Below are 22,723 nucleotides of genomic sequence, written 5' to 3' on the forward strand. Positions count from 1 at the left end.
TCCATGACATCTCGCGTCGCACTGGTCACCGGCGGAACCGGCGGCATCGGTACCGCCATCTGCCAACGACTGGCCGACCAGGGCCATCGGGTCGCCACCAATTACCGCGACGAAGCCAAGGCACGTGCCTGGCAGCAGGCGATGACCCAACGCGGTTACACGGTGTCGATCTTCCCCGGCGATGTCTCCGACCCCGGCAGCGCCGAAGCGCTGGTACGCGCGGTCGAGGCCGAGCTGGGCCCGGTCGAGATCCTGGTCAACAACGCCGGCATCACCCGTGACACCACCTTCCATCGCATGCGCGTGGACCAGTGGCACGATGTGATCAACACCAACCTCAATTCGGTATTCAACGTCACCCGCCCGGTTATCGAGGGCATGCGCCGCCGCGGCTGGGGCCGGGTCATCCAGATCAGCTCGATCAACGGCCTGAAGGGCCAGTACGGCCAGGCCAACTATGCCGCCGCCAAGGCCGGCATGCATGGCTTCACCATCTCGCTGGCCCGCGAGAACGCGGGCTTCGGCATCACCGTCAACACCATTTCGCCCGGTTACGTGGCGACCGACATGGTGATGGCGGTGCCGGAGGACGTGCGCGCCAAGATCATCGCCGACATCCCCACCGGGCGCCTCGGCAAGCCGGAGGAAATCGCCTACGGCGTGTCCTTCCTGGTGGCCGACGAGGCCGCCTGGATTACCGGCAGCAACCTGGACATCAACGGCGGCCACCACATGGGCTGGTAAGCCGCGCAGCGGACCGTCACGGCGAACGCCGCCGGCCCCTGCCAAGAGTCATGCTGCGCAGCACGCAAACCCTTGCTGCGCAACATGATCGCCGCCGAAAGCCAAGCCTGGCGGGGGCTGAGGCGGTTGCAACGGCTGCTGCACTGCGCCATGCTGCGCGTCTACTGTGACGAGTACCGCTTCATGGCTGCGACCCGCATCATCAAGAAGTATCCGAACCGCCGTCTCTACGACACCGAGATCTCCAGCTACATCACCATCGAGGACGTGCGCCAGCTGATCCTGGACGGTGAAGACTTCGAAGTCCGCGACGCCAAGAGCGGCGACGACCTCACTCGATCGGTCCTGCTGCAGATCATCGCCGACCAGGAACAGGACGGCGAGCCGATGCTGTCCACCCAGCTGCTGAGCCAGCTGATCCGCTTCTACGGCGATTCCCTGCAGGGCTTCATGGGCAATTACCTGGAGCGCAGCATGCAGGTCTTCCTCGACCAGCAGCAGCAGTTCCGCCAGCAGATGGGCAACCTGCTGGGGCAGACCCCGTGGGCGATGATGAACCAGCTGACCGAGCGCAACCTGGAGCTGTGGCAGGAATTCCAGCGCAGCATGGGCAGCGGTTTCGGTGGCCCGCGCCCGGGCGGCACCGGAACGGGTACCGGCACCGGCACCGGCAACAAGCCCAACGAACCGGGGAGCGGCACCGGCGGCAAGACCCGCCGCTGAGCCATCACCGCGGTGGATACGAAAACGGCGCGCCCTGGGCGCGCCGTTTTTTTTCATGCATCGCGCCCGCGATGCCTCAGCGCTTGGCCCTGCACCCCGTGCACACGCGCTCGACCTTGTAGCCCTTGGCCTTCAGCTTCTCGACCACGCCATCGTTGCCGAGCAGGTGCAGCGTGCCGACCACCACCAGCGTTCCGCCCTGCCCGGCCTGCAGGTACGGCAGCAGCTTCGGCACCCATGCGTCATTGCGGCCGGTATTGATGCGCTGGTAAAGCTGCGGATACTGCTGGCGCATTTCCGCCGCCATCTTGGTCCACAACAGGCGTTCGTCGCCCCGGCGCCAGGCATCGTGCAGCAGGCGCGCCTGCTCATCGCCCTTGCCCGCCTGGTCCAGCGCCTCGGACAGCATCTGCCGCTGTTCCTGCACCGTCATGCCATCGAGCATGCCGATCTGCGTATCGATGTCTTCCAGGCCGGCCGTCTTGCGGCCGGTCTTCTGCGCACGCTCCATGAAATGGCGATCCAGGCCCAGCGCCGGGTCCAGGCCCAGCTTCTGCATCTGCCCGATCGAAATGCTCAGGCCAACGAACCAGGGCTTCATGCCCTGCATCTGCGCCAGCGGCAGCGCGTTCTGCGCCGCGAACGCCTGCAGCTTCTGCCAGGTGGCCGCATCCAGGTCGCGCTTGAGTTCGCTGCCATCGGTGCGGACCGCCGCCTGCACCATGCGGCTGGCCAGCTGCGGTGACTGCATGTCTTCCGGCGAGAGCTCGAACACAATGCGCTGCGAGGCCTCGAAGGCCTGTTCGACATCCGGCGACAGCGGATAGTCCTGCGGTTTCAGCAGATGGAACGAACCGAGCAGATAGAGGCGCGAATCGCCTGGACCGGTCACTTTCCACAGCAGCGGCACCGGTGGCTTGGCAGCGGCGGCGGCAGCGGCCGGGTCAACGGCGGGCGCATTGCGCGCCGCAACCAGCGGTGCGACCGCGCAGGCCAGCAGCAGGGTAGCGGCACGGAACAGGTCTCTGATCGGCATTTCAGCCTTCTCCTTCAGGCAGGTGGTAGGCCTTCTCGCCCGCTTCCACGCGCAGGTCCAGCCGGTTTTCCGGTGGCGCCAGCGGGCAGGTCGCGTAGGCGGTGAATGCACACGGCGGGTTGTAGGCATGGTTGAAATCGATGCGCACCGTGCCGTCGGCAGCGGGTGCATCGGTGTCCAGGTAGCGGCCGGCCGGATAGCTGCCGCGGCCACTGGTGCGGTCGGCGAAGATCAGGAACAGCGGCTGCCCGGGGGCACCGATCGCTTCCAGACGCCAGTTGCGGCCATCGCGCTGGAACTCGACCGCGCCCGCATTGGGCATCTCGGTGGTCAGGCCGGTGATGTCGACGATCGGCAGCGTCTTGCCCGGCGGGTGCGCGATGAAGCGTGCCTGCACCTGCCAGTCGGGGCCACCCGGCCAGTACTCCAGGCCAGCGAAATCGCGGCGTGCCGGCGCATCGGCGTGCTTGACCCGCAGTGCATCGCGCGGCCCACGGCGGATGATGCTGAGCTGGCCCTTGCCGGCATCGAAAGACAACAGGGTCGGCTGTGCATCCTTGTCGGTGTCGACGCGGATACGACCGCGTACCGGTTGGCCCTCATTGCTGACCTCGGCACCGGCCTCCGGCGTGAACCACCACTGGGTACCCTCACGGCGCAGCAGGCCCAGCTTGCCCGGGCCGACCGCCAGGCGGATGCCGTTGGTGGCGCCGCTGCCGACGAAGTGCGACTTGTTCTGCAGCCAATGCAGGCCGACCAGCGCCGTCCAGCCATCGGGCCGGGTCAGGTCCTGGTAGCGCGCCACGCGCCATTGCTGCTGCGCGGCGGCAAAGGCCGGATCTTCAGTGACCGTCGGCGCCGGCGGTGTCGCCGGGCTGCAGGCAGCCAACACCATGGCGGCCAGCAGCCCGCCCATTCCCCGATAACGCATCGATGCTCCCCTCAACGTCCGCGCAGGAACCAGCGGTCGATCTCCGCCAGTGAAAAACGGGCCCAGGTCGGCCGGCCATGGTTGCACTGGCCGGACCGCTCGGTGATTTCCATGTCGCGCAACAGCGCGTTCATCTCCGGAACGGTCAGGCGCCGATTGGCGCGCACCGCGCCATGGCAGGCCATGGTCGACAGCAGTTCGTCGCGCGCACTCGCCACGCGCCGGCTCTGGCCGTGTTCGCGCAGGTCGGTCAGCACGTCGCGCAGCAGCCCTTCCGGCTCGGCATGCGCCAGCAGCGCCGGAATGCTGCGCACATGCAGCGAACCGGGGCCGGCACGGGTCACTTCGAAGCCGAGCGCGGCCAGCGTTTCGGCTTCGCTTTCAGCGGTGTCGGCCTCGCGCTCGCCCACGGCAAGGGTGATCGGCACCAGCAGCGGTTGCGACTGCAGGCCGATGCCATCGTGCGCATTCTTCAGGCGCTCGTAGCCGATGCGCTCGTGCGCGGCGTGCATGTCGACCACGATCAGGCCTTCGGCGTTTTCGGCCAGGATGTAGATGCCGTGCAGCTGCGCGATCGCATAGCCCAACGGCGGCACGCCCGCATCGGCGCTGGTCACCGGCAGTCCATTCTCGCTCGGCATCGGCGGCAGCGTCGCCCCGCGTTCGGCACCGGACGGTGCGGCATACAACGCGGTATAGGCGGCCGGGGCGTCGGCCACCTGCAGGCCCAGCGGCTGCTGCGGCCGCCAGCCTGAGAATCCCCCCCCGCCGCCTGAGCCGGAACCCGGCGCAGGACCGCGCACCAGTCCGAATCCAGAAGCGCCTGCGCTGGACGCCATCGGTGTCGCGGACGCATCCACCGGATGCGCAGGTACGGCACCGATCTCCTGCGCCGACATGCCGGCACGGGTGTCGGCCAGCGCGTCCTTCAGCGTGCGGTAGACGAAATCATGGACCAGCCGCGAATCACGGAAGCGCACCTCGTGCTTGGCCGGATGCACGTTGACGTCGACCCGGGTCGGGTCCAGTTCCAGGAACAGCACGTAGGCCGGTTGGCGACCGTGGTACAGCACGTCGCCATAGGCCATCTTCACCGCATGGGCGACGCTGCGATCGCGCACCGAACGGCCGTTGACGTACAGGTACTGCTGGTCGGCACTGGCACGCGAATAATGCGGCTGTGCAATCCACCCGTGCAGGCGCAGGCCGGCACCGCTGTGGTCCACGCGCACGGCCTGGTTGGCGAAGTCCTCGCCCAGCGTTTCGGCCAGCCGCGCATCGGAATACAGATCGCCCGGCTTGTAGCGGCGCGAGGCCTTGCCGTTGTGCGACACGCGCAGTTCGACATCCGGCCGCGCCAGTGCCAGCGAACGCAGCCACTCTTCGATATGACCCAGTTCGGTGCGCTCGGCGCGCAGGAACTTGCGCCGCGCCGGCACGTTGTAGAACAGTTCGCGCACTTCCACGGTGGTACCCGGTGCATGCGCACGCGGAGTGACTTCACCGATCTTGCCGCCTTCGATCTGCAGCGCGGAACCATGCTCGTCGTGCGCGCGGCGCGAGGCCAGGGTGAAGCGGCTGACCGAGGCGATCGATGGCAGCGCCTCCCCCCGGAAACCGAGCGTGGCCACCGATTCAAGATCATCCAGGTCGGCGATCTTGCTGGTGGCATGGCGCGAGACCGCCAGTGGCAACTGCTCCGGCGCGATGCCGCTGCCGTTGTCGCGGATGCGGATCAGGCGCACACCGCCTTCTTCAAGATCGATGTCGACGCGGCTGGCACCGGCATCGATCGCATTCTCGACCAGTTCCTTGACCACGGACGCAGGACGTTCGACCACTTCGCCAGCGGCGATCTGGTTGATCAGGATGTCCGGCAATGGCCGGATCGGGCGCGGATGGGCAGCAGACGTCATGCAGGGATGATAACGGAGCGGCCCTGGGTAGAGTCGAGCCATGCTCGACCGGCGGGTTACCGGCAAGGCCCAGTCGAGCGCGGCTCGACTCTACAGAAAGCAGAAACCCGCCTTCGGCGGGTTACTTGCTGCCGCCGGCCATGGTGCCTGCAGCGTCGATCTCGGCCTGGGCGCGGGCCGCGTACAGCGTGCCCGGCGGCGGCTGGCGGCTGAAGAAGGTGTGCACGCCATCGAGCACCGCACCGGCGATCTTGCGCTGGTAGGCCGGGTCGATCAGGCGGCGCTCTTCATCCGGGTTGGAGATGAACGCGGTTTCCACCAGCATCGCCGGCATGTCCGAGGTGCGCAGCACCGCGAAGTTGGCGCGCTCGATGTTCGGCTTGTGGTTGTTGCCGATCCGCTTCAGGCCGCCCAGCACGTGGCCGGCTGCGTCCTCGGACGCCTTCATGTAGCCGCTCTGGGCCAGGTCCAGCAGCACGTTGGCAAGCGTGCCTTCGGTCTGCTGCAGGCGCACGCCACCGACCAGATCGGCCGCGTTTTCCTTGTCTGCCAGCCAGCGCGCACGCTGCGAGGAAGCCCCCTTGGTCGACAGCACATACACCGACGAACCGGTGGCCGAGCGGTTTTCGGCCGCATCGGCGTGGATCGAGATGAAGATGTCGGCCTTGTTCGCACGCGCCTTCTGCGCACGCATCGGCAGCGGAATGAACACGTCGCTGTCGCGGGTCAGGTAGGCCTTCAGGCCCGGCGTCGCGTTCACCTGGCGCGCCAGCTCGCGTGCCACCGCCAGGGTGACGTCCTTCTCGCGCTTGCCGGTCGGGCCTATCGCACCCGGGTCCTGGCCGCCGTGGCCCGGATCGATGGCCACCACCAGGTGGCGCATGCCAGCCTGCATGCGGATGCGCGAGGCATCGCTGGGCATGGCCGGGCGTGGAGGTTCCACTGGCGTTGGCGCCGGCGCGGGCACCGTGGCCGGCGGCGTGGTCACCACCGCAGCGGTGCGCTGGCCGGCGAGGATCGCGGCCGGTGAAGAGGACGGCGTGCTGCTGGCCGCGGTACCTGCCGCAGCGACCTGCGCCGGTGCGGTGGACGGTGCCGGCGTCGGCGTGGCCGGGGTCGCTGCAGCGGCGCTGGCCTGCTGCTGCACCTGTGCGGTCAGCAGCGCGGTGGCGCGCGCGGCGTCATTGCGCGACTGCGCGCTCTCGGCCGGAGTCGGCGCGGGCGTGCTGGCGGGCGCCTGTGGCTGCACCGCCGGGGTCACCGCCGGCCGGCTGGCGGCCACGGCCGGGCCATCGCCCGGCCATTCGATCACCAGCTTGGATTCATTGCCCTCGCGCTGCATCTGCGGGCGGAACGGCGCCACCGATTCAGCGAGGTCGAAAACGACACGGAACGTGCCCGGAACCGGCTGTCCGGTACGCACCGCCGTGACCACGCCCTGCGCGGCCGGCATCTTCAGGTTGCGTATGGCGCTGGAGTCCGGGAAATCGACCACCAGGCGGTTCGGCCCGGCCAGCGACAGGGTCTTGTAGCCACCACTGCCGATCAGCGAGATCTCGGCACGGGTGCCGGTGGCGCCGGTGTTCAGCAGGACCTGGCGGACTTCACCGGCCCACGCACTGACGCTCGCCAGACCCAGTCCGACGGCGGCACAGATGGCGATGAGACGGTTCCCCGGGCGCATGGCTCAGGATTCAATCACCGCGCTGAACGGAATGCAACACCTTTTTCCTTAATAATCCGTAACCTGCCGATGTTTGTTCTCGTCAGCCGACAGAAATGGCCTGCAAGTCACCCCCTTGAGGGAGCCGTTCCAGCCATTCACGCCCCGCGTCGCTGGCCCCAGTGAGACGAACACGACGCCCCTTGTCCTCGATTTCCAGCGCGACCACCAGATCGGTCGGCGGCAACGCACCGGCCCCGCGCTCGGGCCATTCGACCAGCCACAACACGGCACTGCCCTCGTCCAGGCCGAGGAAATCGAGCTCGCCGGCCTGGCCGATGCGGTACAGGTCCAGGTGCCATGCCTCGCCGCCACTGGCCAGCGGGTAGCGCTCGACCAGGGTGTAGGTCGGGCTGCGGATGGCGCCCTGCACGCCCAGTGCGCGCAGCAGTGCGCGGGCAGTGGTGGATTTGCCGGCGCCGAGGTCGCCGCGCAGCTCGATCAGCGCCTGCGGCGGCCGGGTCGCCGCCAGCCACTGCCCGAGCAGTTCGGTGGCATCGCTGTCGGCAAGGAAGAATTCGGTCATGGAGAGAGGTCCGGATTGGCCAGTCGCCGCAGCGGCGCCAGCAGGTCAGTAGGAAGCAGGCCACGCGCGCCATCGGCGGCAGCGGAATCGCCGGCGAGTGCGTGCAGCAAGGCGCCGGCCGCGGCCGCGTCGAACGCGGCCAGGCCCTGCGCGCGCAGGCTGGCAATGATGCCGGTGAGCAGGTCGCCCATTCCGCCCACCGCCATGCCGGGATTGCCCGCAGCGATCAGCCGTGGTGTCTGCGCGGGTGCCGCCACGATGCTGCCCGCCCCCTTCAGCACGACCACGGCGTGGAAGCGCTCGGCCAACGCCTGCGCGCTGGCATAGCGGTTGGCCTGGATGTCAGCGCTGCTGCAACCAAGCAGGCGCGCGGCCTCGCCCGGGTGCGGGGTAAGGATGGCGCCGGGCAACGCTCGCGGATCCTGCGCCAGCAGGTTCAGTGCATCGGCATCGACCACCAACGGCTTGCCACACGCCAGCACCCGCGCAAACAGCGCGCGCGCCCATTCGTCCTGGCCCAGGCCGGGCCCGATCGCCACCACCGTGGCCCTGTCCAGCAGCGCCGGCAGCGCATCGCCGTCTTCCAGCGCATGGGTCATCGCCTCCGGCAGGCGCGCCAGCAAGGGGCCGACGTGATCGCGACGGGTACCCAGGCTCAGCAGGCCGGCGCCGGCGCGCAGTGCTGCCTCGGCCGCCATTGCGATGGCGCCGCCGCTGCCATGGTTGCCGCCAACGCACAGCACGTGCCCGGATTCGCCTTTGTGGGTATTGGCGCGTCGCGGTGGCAGCAGCGCCTTCAAACGGTCGCCGGTCCAGCGCTGCGCGCTGGCCTGGATGCCGTCCCAGGCCTGATCAGGCAGTTCGAGTGGCGCCAGCCGGCGCTGGCCGACCTGCTCCAGCGCATCACCGGTGTACAGGCCTCGGTGGCACGCGATGAACTGCAACGTGACATCGGCCTTCACCGCCACGCCGGGCACACATCCGCTGTCGGCATCAACGCCACTGGGCACGTCCATCGCCAGTACCGGCCCACGCGCCGCATTGAGGGCTTCGATCAGCGCCCGGGCCATGCCGGACGGCGCCCGGTCCAGGCCAAGCCCGAACAGGGCGTCCACATAGACCTCAGCGTCCGGCAAATGGCCATCGAACTCGACGACACTGCCACCGGCCGTCGCAAATTCCGCTGCAGCCTGCGCCGCCAGCACCGTGGCGGGCGACCTGCCAGGCAGCGTGACCACCTGAACCTGGCGCCCCGACCGCAGGGCATGGCTGGCCAGCACGTAGCCGTCGCCACCGTTGTTGCCGGCACCGACCAGCACGCATAGCTGGAGAGCCTCCGGCCACTGCTGCAGCAGGCACTGCCAGCCGGCCAGACCCGCCTGGGCCATCAGGCTCCAGCCACCATCACCGGCCAGCGCCGATGCGCGCCTATCGAGCGCGCGCGCCGCTGCGGTATCGAACAGAAGGGAAAGATCGGGCATGCAGGGATTTTATACTGGTGCACATGTCCCCCGTCCCCGCCCCTGTCGATCCGGCCCAGGCCGTGCAGCGCATCCGTGAACTTGCCCGTGCGCATGGCTTCCAGCGCTGCGGCATCGCCGGCATCGAGCTGGGCGAGGATGAGGCGCACCTGGCCGACTGGCTGGGCCAGGGCCTGTACGGCACGATGGACTGGATGGCGCGCCACGGCACCCTGCGCGCGCGTCCGGCCGAGCTGCTGCCCGGCACCGTGCGGGTGATCTCGGTGGGCATGGATTACAGCCACAAGGACGACACCGAGGCCTGGGCGACCCTGGCTGATCCCGGCCGCGCCTACGTGGCGCGCTATGCGCTGGGCCGCGACTACCACAAGCTGATGCGCAACCGCCTGCAGAAACTGGCCACGCAGATCAACGACGAGGTGGCTCCGCTGGGCTACCGCGTCTTCGTCGATTCGGCGCCGGTGCTGGAACGTGCACTGGCGCGCAACGCCGGGCTCGGCTGGATCGGCAAGCACACCTGCCTGATCGACCGTCACGGCGGCTCCTGGTTCTTCATCGGTGAGATCTACATCGATATCCCGCTGCCGATCGATACCCCGGCCACCGCCCACTGTGGCACCTGCACGCGCTGCATCGACGTCTGCCCCACCCAGGCCATCATCGGCCCGCAACGGCTGGATGCGCGGCGCTGCATCTCGTACCTGACCATCGAGCACGACGGCGCCATCCCCGAGGACATGCGGCCGCTGATCGGCAACCGCATCTATGGCTGCGACGATTGCCAGCTGGTCTGCCCCTGGAACAAGTTCGCCAGGCGCACCGACGAAGCCGATTTCCGTGCACGCAACCAGCTGGATACCGCGCGCCTGGACCAGCTGTTCGCCTGGGACGAGGCCGAATTCCTGCGCCGCACCGAGGGCAGCCCGATCCGCCGCAGCGGGCATGAGCGCTGGCTGCGCAACATCGCGGTGGCGCTGGGCAATGCGCCTGCGTCCGCCGAGGCATTGGCTGCCCTGCACACCCGCATCGACGATCCCTCGCCGCTGGTGCGCGAGCACGTGCAGTGGGCGCTGGGCCAGCACGCGGCGCGCTGACGTGCGATCCTGAGCCCCCGTTCCACCCGCCCCATGCCGTGCCCATGCAGCCACGCAACGACGACATTTTCACCCCCAGCCAGCTCAACACCCTGGCCCGCGATCTGCTGGAAGGCAGCTTCCCGGCGATCTGGGTGGAGGCCGAACTGGGCAGCGTGGCGCGCCCTGCCTCCGGGCACCTGTACTTCACCCTGAAGGACGCGCGCGCGCAGCTGCGTGCAGCCATGTTCCGGATGAAGGCGCAGTACCTGAAGTTCGTGCCGCGCGAAGGCATGCGTGTGCTGGTGCGCGGCAAGGTGACCCTGTACGACGCCCGTGGCGAGTACCAGATGGCGCTGGACCACATGGAGGAAGCCGGCGAAGGCGCACTGCGCCGCGCGTTCGAGGAACTGAAGGCGCGCCTGGAGGCCGAAGGCCTGTTCGACCCGGCACGCAAGCGGCCGATGCCGGCGCATGTGCAGCGCCTGGCGGTGATCACCTCGCCCACCGGCGCCGCCGTGCGCGACGTACTGAGCGTGCTGGGCCGCCGCTTCCCGCTGCTGGAAGTGGACCTGCTGCCGACCCTGGTACAGGGCAGCAGCGCCGCGGCACAGATCACCCGCCTGCTGCAGGCCGCCGATGCCAGCGGCCGCTACGACGTGATCCTGCTGACCCGCGGTGGCGGTTCACTGGAGGACCTGTGGGCGTTCAACGATGAAGCGCTGGCTCGCGCGATTGCGGCCAGCCGCACCCCGGTGGTATCGGCGGTAGGCCACGAGACCGACTTCAGCCTCAGCGACTTCGCTGCCGACCTGCGCGCGCCGACGCCATCGGTGGCCGCCGAACTGCTGGTACCGGACCAGCGCGAACTGGCGCTGCGCCTGCGCCGCACCGCGGCGCGCATGGTGCAGCTGCAACGGCACGCGATGCAGCAGGCCATGCAGCGCGCCGACCGTGCCCTGCTGCGCCTGAACGCACAGAGCCCGCAGGCCCGCCTGGACCTGCTGCGTCGCCGCCAGCTGGACCTCGGCCGGCGCCTGCATGCGGCATTCAACCAGCAGCAGGAGCGCCGTGCCGCGCGCCTGCGTCATGCCGCGGCGGTGCTGCGCGGGCACCATCCACAACGACAGCTGGACGCGATGCAGCGCCGCCTGACCGCCCTGCGCGGGCGTCCGCAGAGTGCGATGCAGCGCCTGCTGGAACGCGATGCACTGCGCCTGCGCGGGCTGGCACGCTCACTGGAAGCGGTCAGCCCGCTGGCGACCGTGGCCCGTGGCTACAGCATCCTCACCCGCAGCGATGATGGCGCCCTGGTGCGGCACGTTGACCAGGTGCAGCAGGGTGACGCGTTGCAGGCCCGCGTCGGCGACGGCGTGATCGACGTGCAGGTCAAGTAGAGGGTTGTTCGGCAGGGCTGCGCCCTGCACCTGCCGAGGCTTCAAGCCAAGGCAACGTCAACGTCAAAAGCGAGCATTCCGTGGGATGGCGGGGCGGTGTCGGAGTGCGGGGACGCCGTGACCCCCCCTCCGGGGTCCGGCCCAGCCGCTGGCGGCTGTGCGTTCGGGCGCTTGCGAAGCAGTGCTTCGCAAGCAAAGCGCCCTCACCCATGGGGGCTTGGCAGCCGCATCCATGCGGCTGACACCCCGCACACCGACACCGCCCCACCTCTGACAGATTTCCGCGATCTGATGGATCCACGTCATGCGTGGATGCTTTTCGATCTCGATTCGAGAAATTCGATTTCGATGGAGATTCATCCACGCATGGCGTGGATCTACTGCAGACCGCGGAAATCTGTCGAAGGCGGGGTGGGTCCGGTTGCGGGAGTGTCCGCGGCATGGATGCCGCGGCCAAGCCCCCATGGACGGGTTTACGGCGTCTCCCGCAACCGGACCCACCCCGCCATCCCACGGAATACCCGCTGTTGCTGTTGCTGTTGCTCTGGCTTCGGCGGGTGCAGGGCGCAGCCCTGCCGAGCAACGCCCTACTTCGCCTGCTCGCAGAACTTCTGCCGGTACTCGAGCGCCTTCGGCATCAGCGCCTGCAGGTTCTGGATGCGCGTACCCGGGTTCGGATGGGTGGACGCGAACTCCGGCGGCGCCTGGCCGCCACTGGCCTGTCCCATGCGCTGCCACAACGGCACCGCCTCGCGCGGATCGAAGCATGCCGCTGCGGCCAGCATCAGCCCCACTTCGTCGGCCTGCGTCTCGTGGCTGCGCGCGTAGGGCAACAGGTAACCGTAGCCCATCGCCGACATCATCATCTGTTGCTGCTGTGCATCCATGCCGCTGGCGGCACCGGCCACCTGGCCGATCTGGGTCAGCTTCTGCTGCGCCATGCGCTGGGCGCCATGCCGCAGCAGTGCGTGCGCGATCTCGTGGCCCATCACCACCGCCATCGCATCGCGCGTACGCGCCACCGGCACCAGGCCGGTATAGACCGCCATCTTGCCGCCCGGCAGGCAGAACGCGTTGGCTTGGTCGGAGGGAATCACGTTCACTTCCCATTGGAAATCCCGTGCGAAATGCGCCGGCTGCACGCCATGCTCCTGCGCCAGCGCGGTCTCCACCACATCGACCTTGGCGATCAGCCGCTGGGCAATGTCGCGCACGTCGCGTGCGATTGGCGCGTTGGGATCCATCGGCCGTTCCTGCGACAGGATCTGCTGGTAGGCCTGCAGCCCCAGCGCAGTCTCCTGGCGCGCGTCCAGGCTGCTGTCGATCATCACCTTCTCGCCGGTATAGGGATCGACCGTTCGGTTGGAGAACCAGTAGAACACCGCGTAGCCGGCGGCCAGCAGCAGCACCCACCAGCGGATGTTGCCGAACAGGCCACGCCGCTGCGGGCCTTGGGGCGAGCGGGAAAAGGGATCGTTGCGCATCGGGCGGTCGTCCGGCAGGCCCCGCCGGCCGGCGGGCACGGCACAATCTTAGTGTGCCGACGCCATTGGAGGGTGAAGCCGGGCCCGCTCAGATACCGCGCACCAGCCGGAAACCGATACGTGCGTTGGTGGTATCCGAATCCTGCGACTGCCGCCAGGCCGCACGGGTCTGCTCCGGCGCGTTGGCCCAGTTGCCACCGCGGATGACCCGGGACCGGCAACCCGGGTTGAACCAGGCCGCGCCATCGGAAGGGGCCCGGCGGTAGCTGGCGTGCCAGCAGTCGGCGACCCATTCGCTCAGATTGCCGCCCATATCGTGCAGGCCGAAGGCATTGGCCTGGAACGTGGCGACTGGCGCCGGTCCCCACCAGCCATCGCCATAGCCGATGAACGCGTTGTGCCAGTGCCGCCCCGACGGCGATACGTCCTTGCTGCCGGTGAAATTGCCACTGCCCGGCGGTGGTGTGCCGGCATCCCCCCAGGGGTAACGGCCGCTGCTGCCGGCGCGCAGCGCATATTCGAACTCGGCCTCGCTGGGCAGGCGGTAGCTGCGCCCGGTCTGCTCGGACAGCCACGTCGCGTAGTTCTCGGCATCACGCACGCTCACGTGCATCACCGGTGAGTTGCCCAGCGCACGACCGCCGTCATAGTCCGAGCGCCAATCCACGCCACTGCGGCGGATGAAGTTGCCGCTGCGCTCGTCATAGACCACCGAATGGCCACGGCGGGTTGCGCGCGGGCGCGCGCTGGTCGCCTTCACGTAGCGCTCGAAATCGCTGACAGTGACCTCGGTGATCGCCATCGCGAAGCCGCGATCGAAGCGCACATAGTGCGACGGACGCTCGGCATCACTGGCACCCGGCTCCGCATCGCCGGCCCCCATCTGGAAACCACCATGCGGCACCACCACCATCTGTGGCCCCCGCCCGCCATCGCGCATGGCATCGCTGAACACCTGCCCGGGACGGAAGCTGCCGTAGTGGGTGGCCAGGTCGATGCGTTCGCGCAGCTGGCCCACCACCGCATCGCCCGGCAGGGCGATGCGCAGGGCCTCGGCCAGCTTTTCACGCGCCGGCTTCAGTCCCTGTGGTGTCGCCAGGTCGCGCAGGCCGTCATCACGCAATCGCAGCAGCGTGGCGGCACGGATCTGTTCGATGCGTTCGAACGCGTCGGCGATGGTCGGCGACGAATCGCGCACCTTGCTTGCCTCGGCCAGCCAGGTGCCCGCGCCGGCGAAATCCCGTGCCCGTGCGGCGTCCTCGGCACGACGGATCAACCCGCTCTCGGCGGCCGCCAGTCCTTGCCGCGCACGCCCATTGCGCTCATCCAGCGCCAGCGCCTCACGGAAGTTGCCGATGGCGCCGTCGCCATCCTCGCCAATCCGGTCCGAGCGCAGGTCCTCTTCGCCGGCGCGGTTGTACGCCACCACGCGCTGCGCGGTCTCGACTCGCCCCTGCAGTGCGCGCACTTTCTCGTCCTTCGGCGCCAGGCTGAGCAGCACCAGTGCCTGGCGGCTGGCCTCGGCCAGTGCCTCGCGCTGCTTCAGCGGCCGTACCAGCAGCGCATCGGCTTGCTGTTGCAGGCCCTGGCGGGCGCGCTGCAGGCCCTGCCGGGCCTGGCGGTCATCCGGATTCTCCTCCTGTACCGCCAGCCACAAGGGAATGGCAGCGTCGGCATCCTCGTAGAGCCGGCCTTCGGCAAAGGCCTGCTCGGCCGCGCGCCGCAGCTGCGCCAGGCTGCGTCCCTCCCGGTCCACCCGCGGCGGCGTCCAGTACTGCACGTCCTCGGCGGCATCCTCACCGGCAATGGTCACGCTGCCCTGCCCGGCCGCCGCTGTCCGGTCCGCCGCCGCGCCTTCCTGTGGCCGCGCCGGTTCGTCAGCGGCGCGCTCCGGCGTCGACGATGGCGACGGTGTGCAGCCGGCCAGGGCAACGGCCAGGGCGGTGCACAGCGCGGGCGACAACGGAAAACGCAAGCAGGACCTCCTTCTGCACGGACGCGGACCGACGTTAGGCTATTCTCCCCTGCCTGAGCAAACCCGAGTAGTAGGCCCTGACCCGTGGCAACCTGGATCACCACCCCCGCCGAGCTGGATGCGTACTTCCAGCAGCGCCCGAGCCGCATCGGCCTCGACACCGAATTCATCCGTGAACGCACCTTCTGGCCACAGCTGGCGCTGGTGCAGATGGCCGTCGGGCAGGACATCCTGCTGATCGACCCGCTGATTCCCGGCATGACCGAAGCGCTGGCACCGTGGCTGGCCGATGAATCGATCACCAAGGTGATGCACAGCGCCAGCGAAGACCTGGTCGCGTTCAAGTGGGCCTGCGGCGTGCTGCCGCGCCCGTTGTTCGACACCCAGATCGGTGCCTCGCTGGCCGGCATCGGTGGTGGCATGGGTTACCAGAAGCTGGTGGCGGAAATCACCGGCGTGGCCCTGGCCAAGGGCGAGACCCGTTCGGACTGGATGCGCCGCCCACTTTCGGAGTCGCAGCTGCAGTATGCCGCCGACGATGTAGAGCACCTGTTTGCCCTGCATGACGCCATCGATGCCAGGCTGCAGGCGCTGGGCCGCCAGCAGTGGCTGCACGACGATGGCGAGCGCCTGCTGGCCAGCGTTGCCAACGACGAAGACCGCTGGCCACACCTGGCGATGCGCTCGGCGCAGTTCCTCGATGCCGCCGCACAGCGCCGCCTGCTGCGCCTGCTGCGTTGGCGCGACGTGCAGGCGCGCAGCAGCGATCGTCCGCGCAGCTGGATCCTGGACAACGAACTGGCCGCCACCCTGGCGCGCACGCCACCGGCCGACGCCGACGCGCTGGGCACGCTGTTCGAGCAGTTCCCGAAGGCACCGCGCAAGCTAGCCGGCGCTGTGTGGCAGGCCCTGCAGACGCCGCTGGCCGATGAAGCCGAGGCACCGCTGGCATTGCCGGCCAACGACAGCAACAAGCAGGCGCTGAAGAAGCTGCAGGATGCGGTGGCCGAGCGCAGCCGCGAACTGGGCCTGCCGGATGGGGTACTGGCGTCACGCAAGCACCTGGAGAGCTATCTGGAACGTCGCCAATGGCCCGCTGCATTGGCCGGTTGGCGCCAGCAGGAACTGGAATCGCGACTGCAGGCCCTGCTGCCCGCACGCTGATGGTGCCGGGCGTCGGGAATGCCCCGGCGCCTGCACGGTGAATCGAGCATCTGCCACGCTTGCCGACGCGGGCGTGGGCCTGTCCAATAGCGTCCCCGCTATTGTTGGACTGCAACAGATGACAGATGGAATTGCGAAGGACGGCCTTTCCGCCGAGGACCTGGCCTGGCGTGCAGCAGCGCGCGCCGCAATGCAGGAACGGCGCTACGCCGAACTGGATGCACTGCTGGCACCGCACGAACAGGCATGGCTGGATGGTGAAAGGCCGCTGCCGGGCATCCGCTGGCGCCTGCGCAACCTGCATGACAAGGCACTGACCCTGGACGAGCGCCTTCAGCAGGCGCAGCAATGGGTCGCTGCCGCGCCGCACAGCTACTACGCGCACCTGCGCCTCGGCGCCTGCTGGGAATCCGCCGCCGGCGAACTGCGCAGCGCCGACGTCGCCGCACTGGTCGAAGACAGCCAGTGGCTGGCCGCACAGCAGGCGCGCGACCATGCCGTGCATGCCTACCTGCAGGCAATCCCGCTGTCGGCGCGACCGGCATTGGCGCTGGATGGCATCAAGCGCATCACCAGCTACCTGCGCGAGCCGGACTGGCTGCGTGCGCTGCAGGCCGGCCAGGTGCCCGAGCCCGAGGAAGTGGCGCTGGCCGAGCACTATCCGCAAGCCTGGCCGCAGGCATTGCAGCTGCTGTCACGCTTCGGCGCTCCGCTGCGGACGCTGCCCGGCAGCCTGCCGCCCGTGCTGCGCGAGCGCAGCCAGGACGATTTCGATGCACCGTTGGCCTACTGGATGCGCCTGGTGCTGGAACAGCGCGCCGACGACCTGAGCACGCTGGAAGACACCCTCTATTACCTGTACCCGCGCTGGGGCGGCAGCCATGAAGCCATGGAGGACTTCATCGAAGGAGGCTGGTGCCGTGGCCTGGAGCTTGCGCAGAGCAACGCGCTGCGTTGGCGAAAGGAACAGGATTGGATGGCCGACCTGCCACACCGCGAAGATGCCGACGCGGTAGGCGTGCACGAGCGTGCGTATGCACAGATCCTGGACTGGCACCTGGACCGCAACCTGCGCGCTGAGGTTCTGGCCCAGCGTTCGGGGCTGCGCTACCGGCTCGGCCGGATCGAAGGCAGCGAAGACCAGGTGCAGTGGGACGCCGGGCACATGCGGGCGGTGTTCGAGGATCTGCAGCAGGCGTGGGCGCTGGACCGCGACATGGTGCTGCACGAAGGCTTCAGCAACCTCGAAGCCTGCACCTGGTTCGCCCGCGTGGAAGGCGCCGAGGCACTGTTCGCGCAGGTGGTGGACTACGCTGCACGCGAAGGCGACTCCGCGATCGGCCTGCTCTGGGCCGCCACCGCCGTCGAGCATGGACTGCTCGGCCAGACCACCGACCCCATGCGCGCCGATGCCCTGCTGCAGCGCGCCCTGACGCTGGCGCCGCAGGACAACACCTCGGCGGTCACCTTTGCCTCCAACCTGTTCTGCGATGTCTCGCAGTCCGCCGGACTCTCGCTGCTGCAGCGCATGGCCGAAGCCGGCGACGCCGGCGCGATGTCGGCACTGTGCGACCTGTACAAGGGCCGCCTCGGCGGCCGCGACCAGCCGCAGTTCGTCGATGCGGAAAAGGCCGCCTACTGGCAGGAGCGTGCGGTGGAAGGCGGCGACCTGATCGCCACCTACAACCTGGGCGTGCGCCTGGTGGCGGCCGGAGGCGAGCACAACGAAGCGCGTGCACGTGAACTGTACCTGCGCTGCCTGGCCGGGTCCGAGGCAGGCGAGCGCGTCTGGGGCCCCACCTGCCGCAACCTGGCCTGCCTGGCGATGGATGGCCAGAACGACGCACACAAGCGCGAAGCGGTCGAACGCGCGCTGATCCCGCTGTGGTGGCGCGGTGACGACGACGACAAGCTGTGGGCCGCCGGCTACCTGGCCGACATCTACCACTTCGGCAACGGCGTGCCGGCCAACGCGTTCCTGGCCCTGGCCTGGCTGCAGCGCGCCAGCGAGATCGACCCGGAGTACGTGGACGTGGTGCGCATGGCGCCGCTGATCAATGGCGAAGGGCGCTGGTTCGGCGCCAGCCGTGCGCGCAAGCAGCAGGCGCAGGACCGGCAGCAGGTGGACACCGCAACCTGGGCCCTGACCTTCGGCCAGCGCAGCCAGGAAAGCGACCTGACCGCGGTCTGAAGCAACGAAAAGGGCGGCCCGGTAATCCGGGCCGCCCTTTGCATTCATGCAGTGCGATGGCGGCGGCATGCACCGCCACCGCAATCGCGTATTACCAGTTCATGTTCAGCGAGACACCGACGGTGCGCGGTTCGTTGTAGACCGCCGCCATGTAGTTCTCGATCACACCCTTGAGGTTCTTCTCGTTGGTGATGTTGCGCGCGAACAGCGCCACTTCGTAGGCACCGTAGTTGCCCGAGTAGCCGATCTTCAGGCCACCCTCGAAATCACCCTTGGAATTGAATTCCTTGGTGTCGTACAGCACGAAGCTGGTGTAACCCTGCTTGTTCCAGTCGGTGGACACGAACATGGTGCCGGCATCGCTGACCGGGAAGTCGTAGCGGGCGGCCAGGTTGACGTTGTACTTCGGCGCATTCGGCAGCGGGTTGCCGTCGATCTGCGCGAAGGTGTTGGCACCGACCTTGATGGTCGGGTCACCGACGGTGCAGACCACCTGGCCGTTGAGGCCGCAGACCTGCGCATAGACGCGCTTGTCCTTGATCTCACTGTGCAGCAGGCTCAGGCCGGCGCTCAGGGTCAGGTTCGGGATCGGGCGCAGCTCCATGTCCGCTTCGAAGCCGTAGGCCTTGGCCTTGTCAGCGTTGAACAGCACGCCGTTGCCGTCCGAATCGTTGCCGTTGAGCTGGATGTCATTGACCGTGTAGGTGAACGCGGTGGCATTCAGGCGCAGGCGGTTGTCCCACAGGCTGCTCTTCACGCCCGCTTCCCAGGACAGGATGGTCTCGGAATCGGCGGTGGTGAAGTCGGCGTTGAACACGGCCGAGCGGCCCTGGATGGTCGGGCCGCGGAAGCCGCGGGCAACCTTGGCGTAGACGCTCACGTCCGGCGTGATCTGGTACATCGCGCTCAGATCCCAGCTCGGGGTGGTGTCGGACATCTTGACGTCGGTGCGGCCCTTGTAGGTGACCACGCCAGCAGCAGTGTCCGCGGTCTTCAGCAGGCGGGTGTGCTTCTCGTCCTTGGTCTGGCGCAGGCCGGCGGTAACGGTGAATTTGTCGGTGAAGGCGTAGCTCAGCTGGCCGAAGCCGGCCCACGAGGTGTTCTTGTTGCGCAGGCGCACCCAGTTGTTCGGGTTGCGGGCCGCACCCTGCAGGAACCACGCACGCTGGTAGAAGTCGGTGGTGTCGCTGCCGTTGAAGTAGAACGCACCGGCCTGCCACTGCAGTGCGTTGTCGTCATGGCTGGCCAGGCGGAACTCCTGGGTCCACTGGTCGAGGTCGCGGATGCGGCCCATCGACTGGCCATAGCCGTTCGGCACGCCATTGACCGGGAAGTTCACCGCAGCGCCGCCGTCGGTGTCGCCACGGCTGTAGCCGGAGGTGGTCTCGTAGGCAGTGATCGAGGTGAAGTCGATCGCACCGAAGTCGTAGCGTGCCTTCACCGAGCCGCCGTAGGTCTTGTAGGCCTGCGGGTTGTTGTCGGCTTCGTCGTAGGCCACCTTGTCGCGCGGCACGTCGGTCTTGTTCGAGCCCTTGGTCAGCGCACCGCGCAGGAACAGGGTCGAGGTGCCTTCGTAGTCACGGGCATGGGCCGAGGCCAGGATCGAGAACTGGTCGCTCGGGGTCAGCAGCAGCTGCGCGCGCACGTTGCGGTCGTCGAAGCCGCCCATCGCGTTCTTCTTCGGGCTGACGGTGCCGTCGGCGCTCGGGCCCTTGTAGGTGTTGTCGACGTAGTCATCGCGGTGCTGGTACAGGGCCGACACGCGGAACGACGCGATGTCGTTGATCGGGCCACCGAAGCCGCCATCGATCGACACGCTGTTGTAGGTCGCGTAGCTGGCGCTGACGCGGCCGGTGTAGTCCTGGGTCGGCTTGAGGGTGTCGAACTTGACGATGCCGGCGGTGGTGTTGCGACCGAACAGCGAACCCTGCGGGCCGCGCAGCACTTCCACCTGGTCCACGTCATAGACCGGGTTGGACTTCAGCACCACGTGTTCCAGCACCACGTCGTCCTGGATGATCGACACCGGCTGCGAGGCACCCAGGTAGAAGTCGATGTTGCCCAGGCCGCGGATGTAGAAGCGCGGGAAGATGCGGCCGGTGGTGGTTTCCGCATACAGGCTCGGCACGCGGCCGGACAGCGCCAGCAGGGTGTCGTCACCGCCGGCGGTGAAGTCGCGCATGCGCTCGCCCTGCACCACGCCGACCGAGACCGGCACTTCCTGCAGGTTCTGCTCGCGGTGCTCGGCGGTCACGGTGATCGTGTCCAGCCCGGTCGGGGTCGGCGCGCTGTCCTGCGCGGCGGCGCCGAAGCTGCCGACCAGGGCCAGGCTGGCACAGGCCAGGGCCAGCGGGTGGCGGCGGAAGGAAACGAAGGAAGACGACAGACCCGACAGGCGGCGGGAATCGGTATGGGAGGGCATGCAATGCTCTGAGGAGGCGTCCGTGCGGCCTGCGCGAGCCGGGCGGCAAAAAGGAGGAAAACTGCGCAAGCCGCCATTATCCCCCAAATTGTTACGATTTCGTTGCGCGAGCTCCAACCCCGGTGAAACAAGCGGTTTCGGCACAGTCACTCGGCATTCGGCACGCCTTTCGGGCTTGACTCAGGGAAGCGGGCTCAGCGCCACATCGACCATTGCCAGCAGCCGCTCGCGGCTGATGCCATCGCGGGCCTGCACCGAAATGCCATGCAGCACCGTGGCGAAATGGTCGCCCAGCGCCTGCACCGCCGCGTCGTCGGCCAGCTCACCCTCGGCCTGCGCCTGCTGCAAGCGCGCGATGATCGCCGCCGTACGCTGGCGACGATGGCCGGCCAGCCAGTCACGGACGCCTTCGCCGTCGGGTGACACGCTGCTGGCCGAAGACACCACCAGGCAGCCATGCGGACGCCCACGACGGGTGTAGGTCAGCACCGCCTCGCGCAGCATCGTGCCGATGGCCTCACGCAGCGTTGTCTGCTCCAGCGCACGTGGCGCAAAACCGCCCTCGCCCTCTTCGTACAGCGCCACCGCCTCGCGAAACAGCTGCTCCTTGCTTCCGAACGCGGCGTAGATGCGCGCCGAGGCGATGCCCAGTGCTTCGACCAGCGCCGACATCGACGTGCCTTCATAGCCGTGCTGCCAGAACAGCAGCATCGCCTTGCGCAACGCCTGGTCCCTGTCGAATTCGCGCGGTCGCCCTGCCATCTGCCTGCCTGCTCCAGTGAGGCGCGCAGTGTAACGCGGGTGTTGACCACCGCGAGGGTCGCGCCTATTCTTTGTTGATCGACCAACAATTGGAGCAACACATGCAGACCCTCAAGGGCCCCAGCCTGCACCTGGCGCAGTTCACCGGCGACCAGGCCCCGTTCAACAGCCTCGGCGGTATTGCCGCATGGGCGGCCGGCCACGGCTTCAAGGCCCTGCAGATTCCGGCCTGGGATGCGCGCCTGTTCGACCTGGCCACCGCCGCCGACAGCCAGGACTACTGCGACGACATCCGCGGCACCCTGGCCGAACACGGCCTGCAGGTCAGCGAGCTGACGACCCACATCCTCGGCCAGCTGGTGGCCGTGCATCCGGCCTACGATGAACTGTGCGACGGCTTCGCACCGGAAGCGCTGCGCGGCAACCCGCAGGCCCGCGGCGAATGGGCACAGCAGCAGCTGCACCTGGCCACCCGCGCCTCGCGCCGGCTCGGCCTGCAGGACATGGGCACCTTCTCCGGCTCGTTCGCCTGGCCCTACCTGTTCCCGTTCCCGCAGCGTCCGCCGGGCCTGATCGATGCAGCGTTCGATGAACTGGCCCGGCGCTGGCGGCCGATCCTCGACACCTGCGAGGACAACGGCATCAACCTCTGCTACGAGATCCATCCCAGCGAGGACCTGCACGACGGCACCAGCTTCGAGCGCTTCTTTGAACGCGTCGGCCAGCACGAACGCTGCCGCATCCTGTTCGATCCCAGCCACTTCGTGCTGCAGCAGCTGGACTACCTGCAGTACCTGGACATCTACCACCCGCTGATCCGCATGTTCCATGTCAAGGACGCGGAGTTCCGCCCCAGCGGCCGCCAGGGCACCTATGGCGGTTACGCCGACTGGACCGAGCGCGCCGGCCGCTTCCGCTCGCTGGGCGATGGCCAGGTCGACTTCAAGTCGATCTTCTCCAAGCTGGCCCAGTACGACTACCCGGGCTGGGCAACATTGGAATGGGAGTGCTGCCTGAAGGACCAGGAAGCCGGCGCGCGCGAAGGCGCCGCGTTCATCCGCGACCACATCATCCCGGTCACCGACAAGATCTTCGACGACTTCGCCGGTGCGCCGATCAGCACCGCACAGATGCAGCAGATGCTCGGCATCGCCTGAGCCCCAACAGAGCCTTCC

17 protein-coding genes are annotated in these 22,723 nt (G+C 68.2%); 7 read left to right on the forward strand and 10 right to left on the reverse strand.

Going from position 1 to position 22,723, the window contains the following annotated elements; translation table 11 throughout:
* The first annotated feature begins 3 nt into the window (after window positions 1-3).
* Window positions 4-744: an acetoacetyl-CoA reductase gene (gene phbB / locus K5L94_RS15340; RefSeq protein ID WP_274510819.1), complete on the forward strand. Its 741-nt coding sequence runs from the start codon at window positions 4-6 to the stop codon at window positions 742-744.
* A 183-nt stretch (window positions 745-927) separates the two neighbouring features.
* Entirely contained in the window at window positions 928-1,467 is a 540-nt protein-coding gene (gene phaR, locus K5L94_RS15345; RefSeq protein WP_053451352.1) for a polyhydroxyalkanoate synthesis repressor PhaR, read from the forward strand.
* Window positions 1,468-1,543: 76 nt separating this feature from the next.
* Here phaR and K5L94_RS15350 read toward each other — a convergent pair whose 3' ends face one another.
* The 6 genes from K5L94_RS15350 to K5L94_RS15375 all read right to left on the reverse strand — a co-directional run bounded on the left by K5L94_RS15350 (window position 1,544) and on the right by K5L94_RS15375 (window position 9,080).
* Window positions 1,544-2,503, reverse strand: a complete 960-nt coding sequence (locus K5L94_RS15350) for a TraB/GumN family protein (protein ID WP_053450332.1) — start codon at window positions 2,501-2,503, stop codon at window positions 1,544-1,546.
* A 1-nt stretch (window position 2,504) separates the two neighbouring features.
* Complete coding sequence (locus K5L94_RS15355) at window positions 2,505-3,434, reverse strand: DUF1684 domain-containing protein (RefSeq protein ID WP_053450333.1); 930 nt, start codon at window positions 3,432-3,434, stop codon at window positions 2,505-2,507.
* An 11-nt stretch (window positions 3,435-3,445) separates the two neighbouring features.
* Complete coding sequence (gene mutL / locus K5L94_RS15360) at window positions 3,446-5,350, reverse strand: DNA mismatch repair endonuclease MutL (RefSeq protein WP_274510820.1); 1,905 nt, start codon at window positions 5,348-5,350, stop codon at window positions 3,446-3,448.
* 121 nt (window positions 5,351-5,471) lie between these two features.
* On the reverse strand, window positions 5,472-7,034 hold the full coding sequence (locus K5L94_RS15365) for an N-acetylmuramoyl-L-alanine amidase (RefSeq protein WP_274510821.1): 1,563 nt from the start codon (window positions 7,032-7,034) through the stop codon (window positions 5,472-5,474).
* An 82-nt stretch (window positions 7,035-7,116) separates the two neighbouring features.
* Complete coding sequence (gene tsaE / locus K5L94_RS15370) at window positions 7,117-7,599, reverse strand: tRNA (adenosine(37)-N6)-threonylcarbamoyltransferase complex ATPase subunit type 1 TsaE (RefSeq protein WP_053450336.1); 483 nt, start codon at window positions 7,597-7,599, stop codon at window positions 7,117-7,119.
* Window positions 7,596-9,080, reverse strand: a complete 1,485-nt coding sequence (locus K5L94_RS15375) for an NAD(P)H-hydrate dehydratase (protein WP_274510822.1) — start codon at window positions 9,078-9,080, stop codon at window positions 7,596-7,598. The genes tsaE and K5L94_RS15375 overlap by 4 nt, the downstream gene beginning before the upstream one ends.
* Window positions 9,081-9,103: 23 nt before the next feature.
* Between K5L94_RS15375 and queG the strand changes: the two genes are divergently transcribed.
* Both queG and xseA read left to right on the forward strand, forming a co-directional pair.
* Window positions 9,104-10,174: a tRNA epoxyqueuosine(34) reductase QueG gene (gene queG / locus K5L94_RS15380; protein ID WP_040007382.1), complete on the forward strand. Its 1,071-nt coding sequence runs from the start codon at window positions 9,104-9,106 to the stop codon at window positions 10,172-10,174.
* Between the two features lie 44 nt (window positions 10,175-10,218).
* Window positions 10,219-11,550, forward strand: coding sequence for an exodeoxyribonuclease VII large subunit (gene xseA, locus K5L94_RS15385; RefSeq protein ID WP_053450338.1), 1,332 nt, complete (start codon window positions 10,219-10,221; stop codon window positions 11,548-11,550).
* A gap of 587 nt (window positions 11,551-12,137) precedes the next feature.
* On the opposite strand, the gene K5L94_RS15390 is transcribed toward xseA, so the two are convergent.
* Window positions 12,138-13,034 carry a M48 family metallopeptidase gene (locus K5L94_RS15390; protein WP_008268686.1) on the reverse strand — a complete coding sequence of 299 codons (897 nt, stop codon included), beginning with the start codon at window positions 13,032-13,034 and terminating at the stop codon, window positions 12,138-12,140.
* Window positions 13,035-13,122: 88 nt separating this feature from the next.
* The gene (locus K5L94_RS15395; RefSeq protein ID WP_053450339.1) at window positions 13,123-15,009 is read right to left on the reverse strand and encodes a formylglycine-generating enzyme family protein; all 1,887 of its coding nucleotides are present in this window, start codon (window positions 15,007-15,009) and stop codon (window positions 13,123-13,125) included.
* A gap of 84 nt (window positions 15,010-15,093) precedes the next feature.
* Here K5L94_RS15395 and rnd point away from each other — a divergent pair, with 84 nt between their 5' ends.
* Together rnd and K5L94_RS15405 are read left to right on the forward strand one after the other, a co-directional pair.
* Entirely contained in the window at window positions 15,094-16,173 is a 1,080-nt protein-coding gene (gene rnd, locus K5L94_RS15400) for a ribonuclease D (RefSeq protein ID WP_053450340.1), read from the forward strand.
* Window positions 16,174-16,291: 118 nt separating this feature from the next.
* Window positions 16,292-18,364, forward strand: a complete 2,073-nt coding sequence (locus K5L94_RS15405) for a DUF4034 domain-containing protein (RefSeq protein ID WP_053450341.1) — start codon at window positions 16,292-16,294, stop codon at window positions 18,362-18,364.
* 91 nt (window positions 18,365-18,455) lie between these two features.
* On the opposite strand, the gene K5L94_RS15410 is transcribed toward K5L94_RS15405, so the two are convergent.
* Together K5L94_RS15410 and K5L94_RS15415 are read right to left on the reverse strand one after the other, a co-directional pair.
* Window positions 18,456-20,786, reverse strand: a complete 2,331-nt coding sequence (locus K5L94_RS15410; protein WP_053450342.1) for a TonB-dependent receptor — start codon at window positions 20,784-20,786, stop codon at window positions 18,456-18,458.
* Window positions 20,787-20,966: 180 nt separating this feature from the next.
* Window positions 20,967-21,548, reverse strand: a complete 582-nt coding sequence (locus tag K5L94_RS15415; protein ID WP_053450343.1) for a TetR/AcrR family transcriptional regulator — start codon at window positions 21,546-21,548, stop codon at window positions 20,967-20,969.
* A 101-nt stretch (window positions 21,549-21,649) separates the two neighbouring features.
* Between K5L94_RS15415 and K5L94_RS15420 the strand changes: the two genes are divergently transcribed.
* A complete protein-coding gene (locus tag K5L94_RS15420) occupies window positions 21,650-22,705 on the forward strand; it encodes a sugar phosphate isomerase/epimerase family protein (RefSeq protein ID WP_053450344.1) in 1,056 nt (351 codons plus the stop codon).
* The last annotated feature ends 18 nt before the right edge of the window (window positions 22,706-22,723 follow it).

The organism is Stenotrophomonas forensis (assembly GCF_028752115.1).
Lineage (GTDB): Bacteria > Pseudomonadota > Gammaproteobacteria > Xanthomonadales > Xanthomonadaceae > Stenotrophomonas > Stenotrophomonas forensis.

Coding starts and splice junctions, on each gene's coding strand:
- phbB (WP_274510819.1), top strand. CDS start 4: ATGACATCTCGCGTCGCACTGGTCACCGGCGGAACCGGCGGCATCGGT.
- phaR (WP_053451352.1), top strand. CDS start 928: ATGGCTGCGACCCGCATCATCAAGAAGTATCCGAACCGCCGTCTCTAC.
- K5L94_RS15350 (WP_053450332.1), bottom strand. CDS start 2,503: ATGCCGATCAGAGACCTGTTCCGTGCCGCTACCCTGCTGCTGGCCTGC.
- K5L94_RS15355 (WP_053450333.1), bottom strand. CDS start 3,434: ATGCGTTATCGGGGAATGGGCGGGCTGCTGGCCGCCATGGTGTTGGCT.
- mutL (WP_274510820.1), bottom strand. CDS start 5,350: ATGACGTCTGCTGCCCATCCGCGCCCGATCCGGCCATTGCCGGACATC.
- K5L94_RS15365 (WP_274510821.1), bottom strand. CDS start 7,034: ATGCGCCCGGGGAACCGTCTCATCGCCATCTGTGCCGCCGTCGGACTG.
- tsaE (WP_053450336.1), bottom strand. CDS start 7,599: ATGACCGAATTCTTCCTTGCCGACAGCGATGCCACCGAACTGCTCGGG.
- K5L94_RS15375 (WP_274510822.1), bottom strand. CDS start 9,080: ATGCCCGATCTTTCCCTTCTGTTCGATACCGCAGCGGCGCGCGCGCTC.
- queG (WP_040007382.1), top strand. CDS start 9,104: ATGTCCCCCGTCCCCGCCCCTGTCGATCCGGCCCAGGCCGTGCAGCGC.
- xseA (WP_053450338.1), top strand. CDS start 10,219: ATGCAGCCACGCAACGACGACATTTTCACCCCCAGCCAGCTCAACACC.
- K5L94_RS15390 (WP_008268686.1), bottom strand. CDS start 13,034: ATGCGCAACGATCCCTTTTCCCGCTCGCCCCAAGGCCCGCAGCGGCGT.
- K5L94_RS15405 (WP_053450341.1), top strand. CDS start 16,292: ATGACAGATGGAATTGCGAAGGACGGCCTTTCCGCCGAGGACCTGGCC.
- K5L94_RS15410 (WP_053450342.1), bottom strand. CDS start 20,786: ATGCCCTCCCATACCGATTCCCGCCGCCTGTCGGGTCTGTCGTCTTCC.
- K5L94_RS15415 (WP_053450343.1), bottom strand. CDS start 21,548: ATGGCAGGGCGACCGCGCGAATTCGACAGGGACCAGGCGTTGCGCAAG.
- K5L94_RS15420 (WP_053450344.1), top strand. CDS start 21,650: ATGCAGACCCTCAAGGGCCCCAGCCTGCACCTGGCGCAGTTCACCGGC.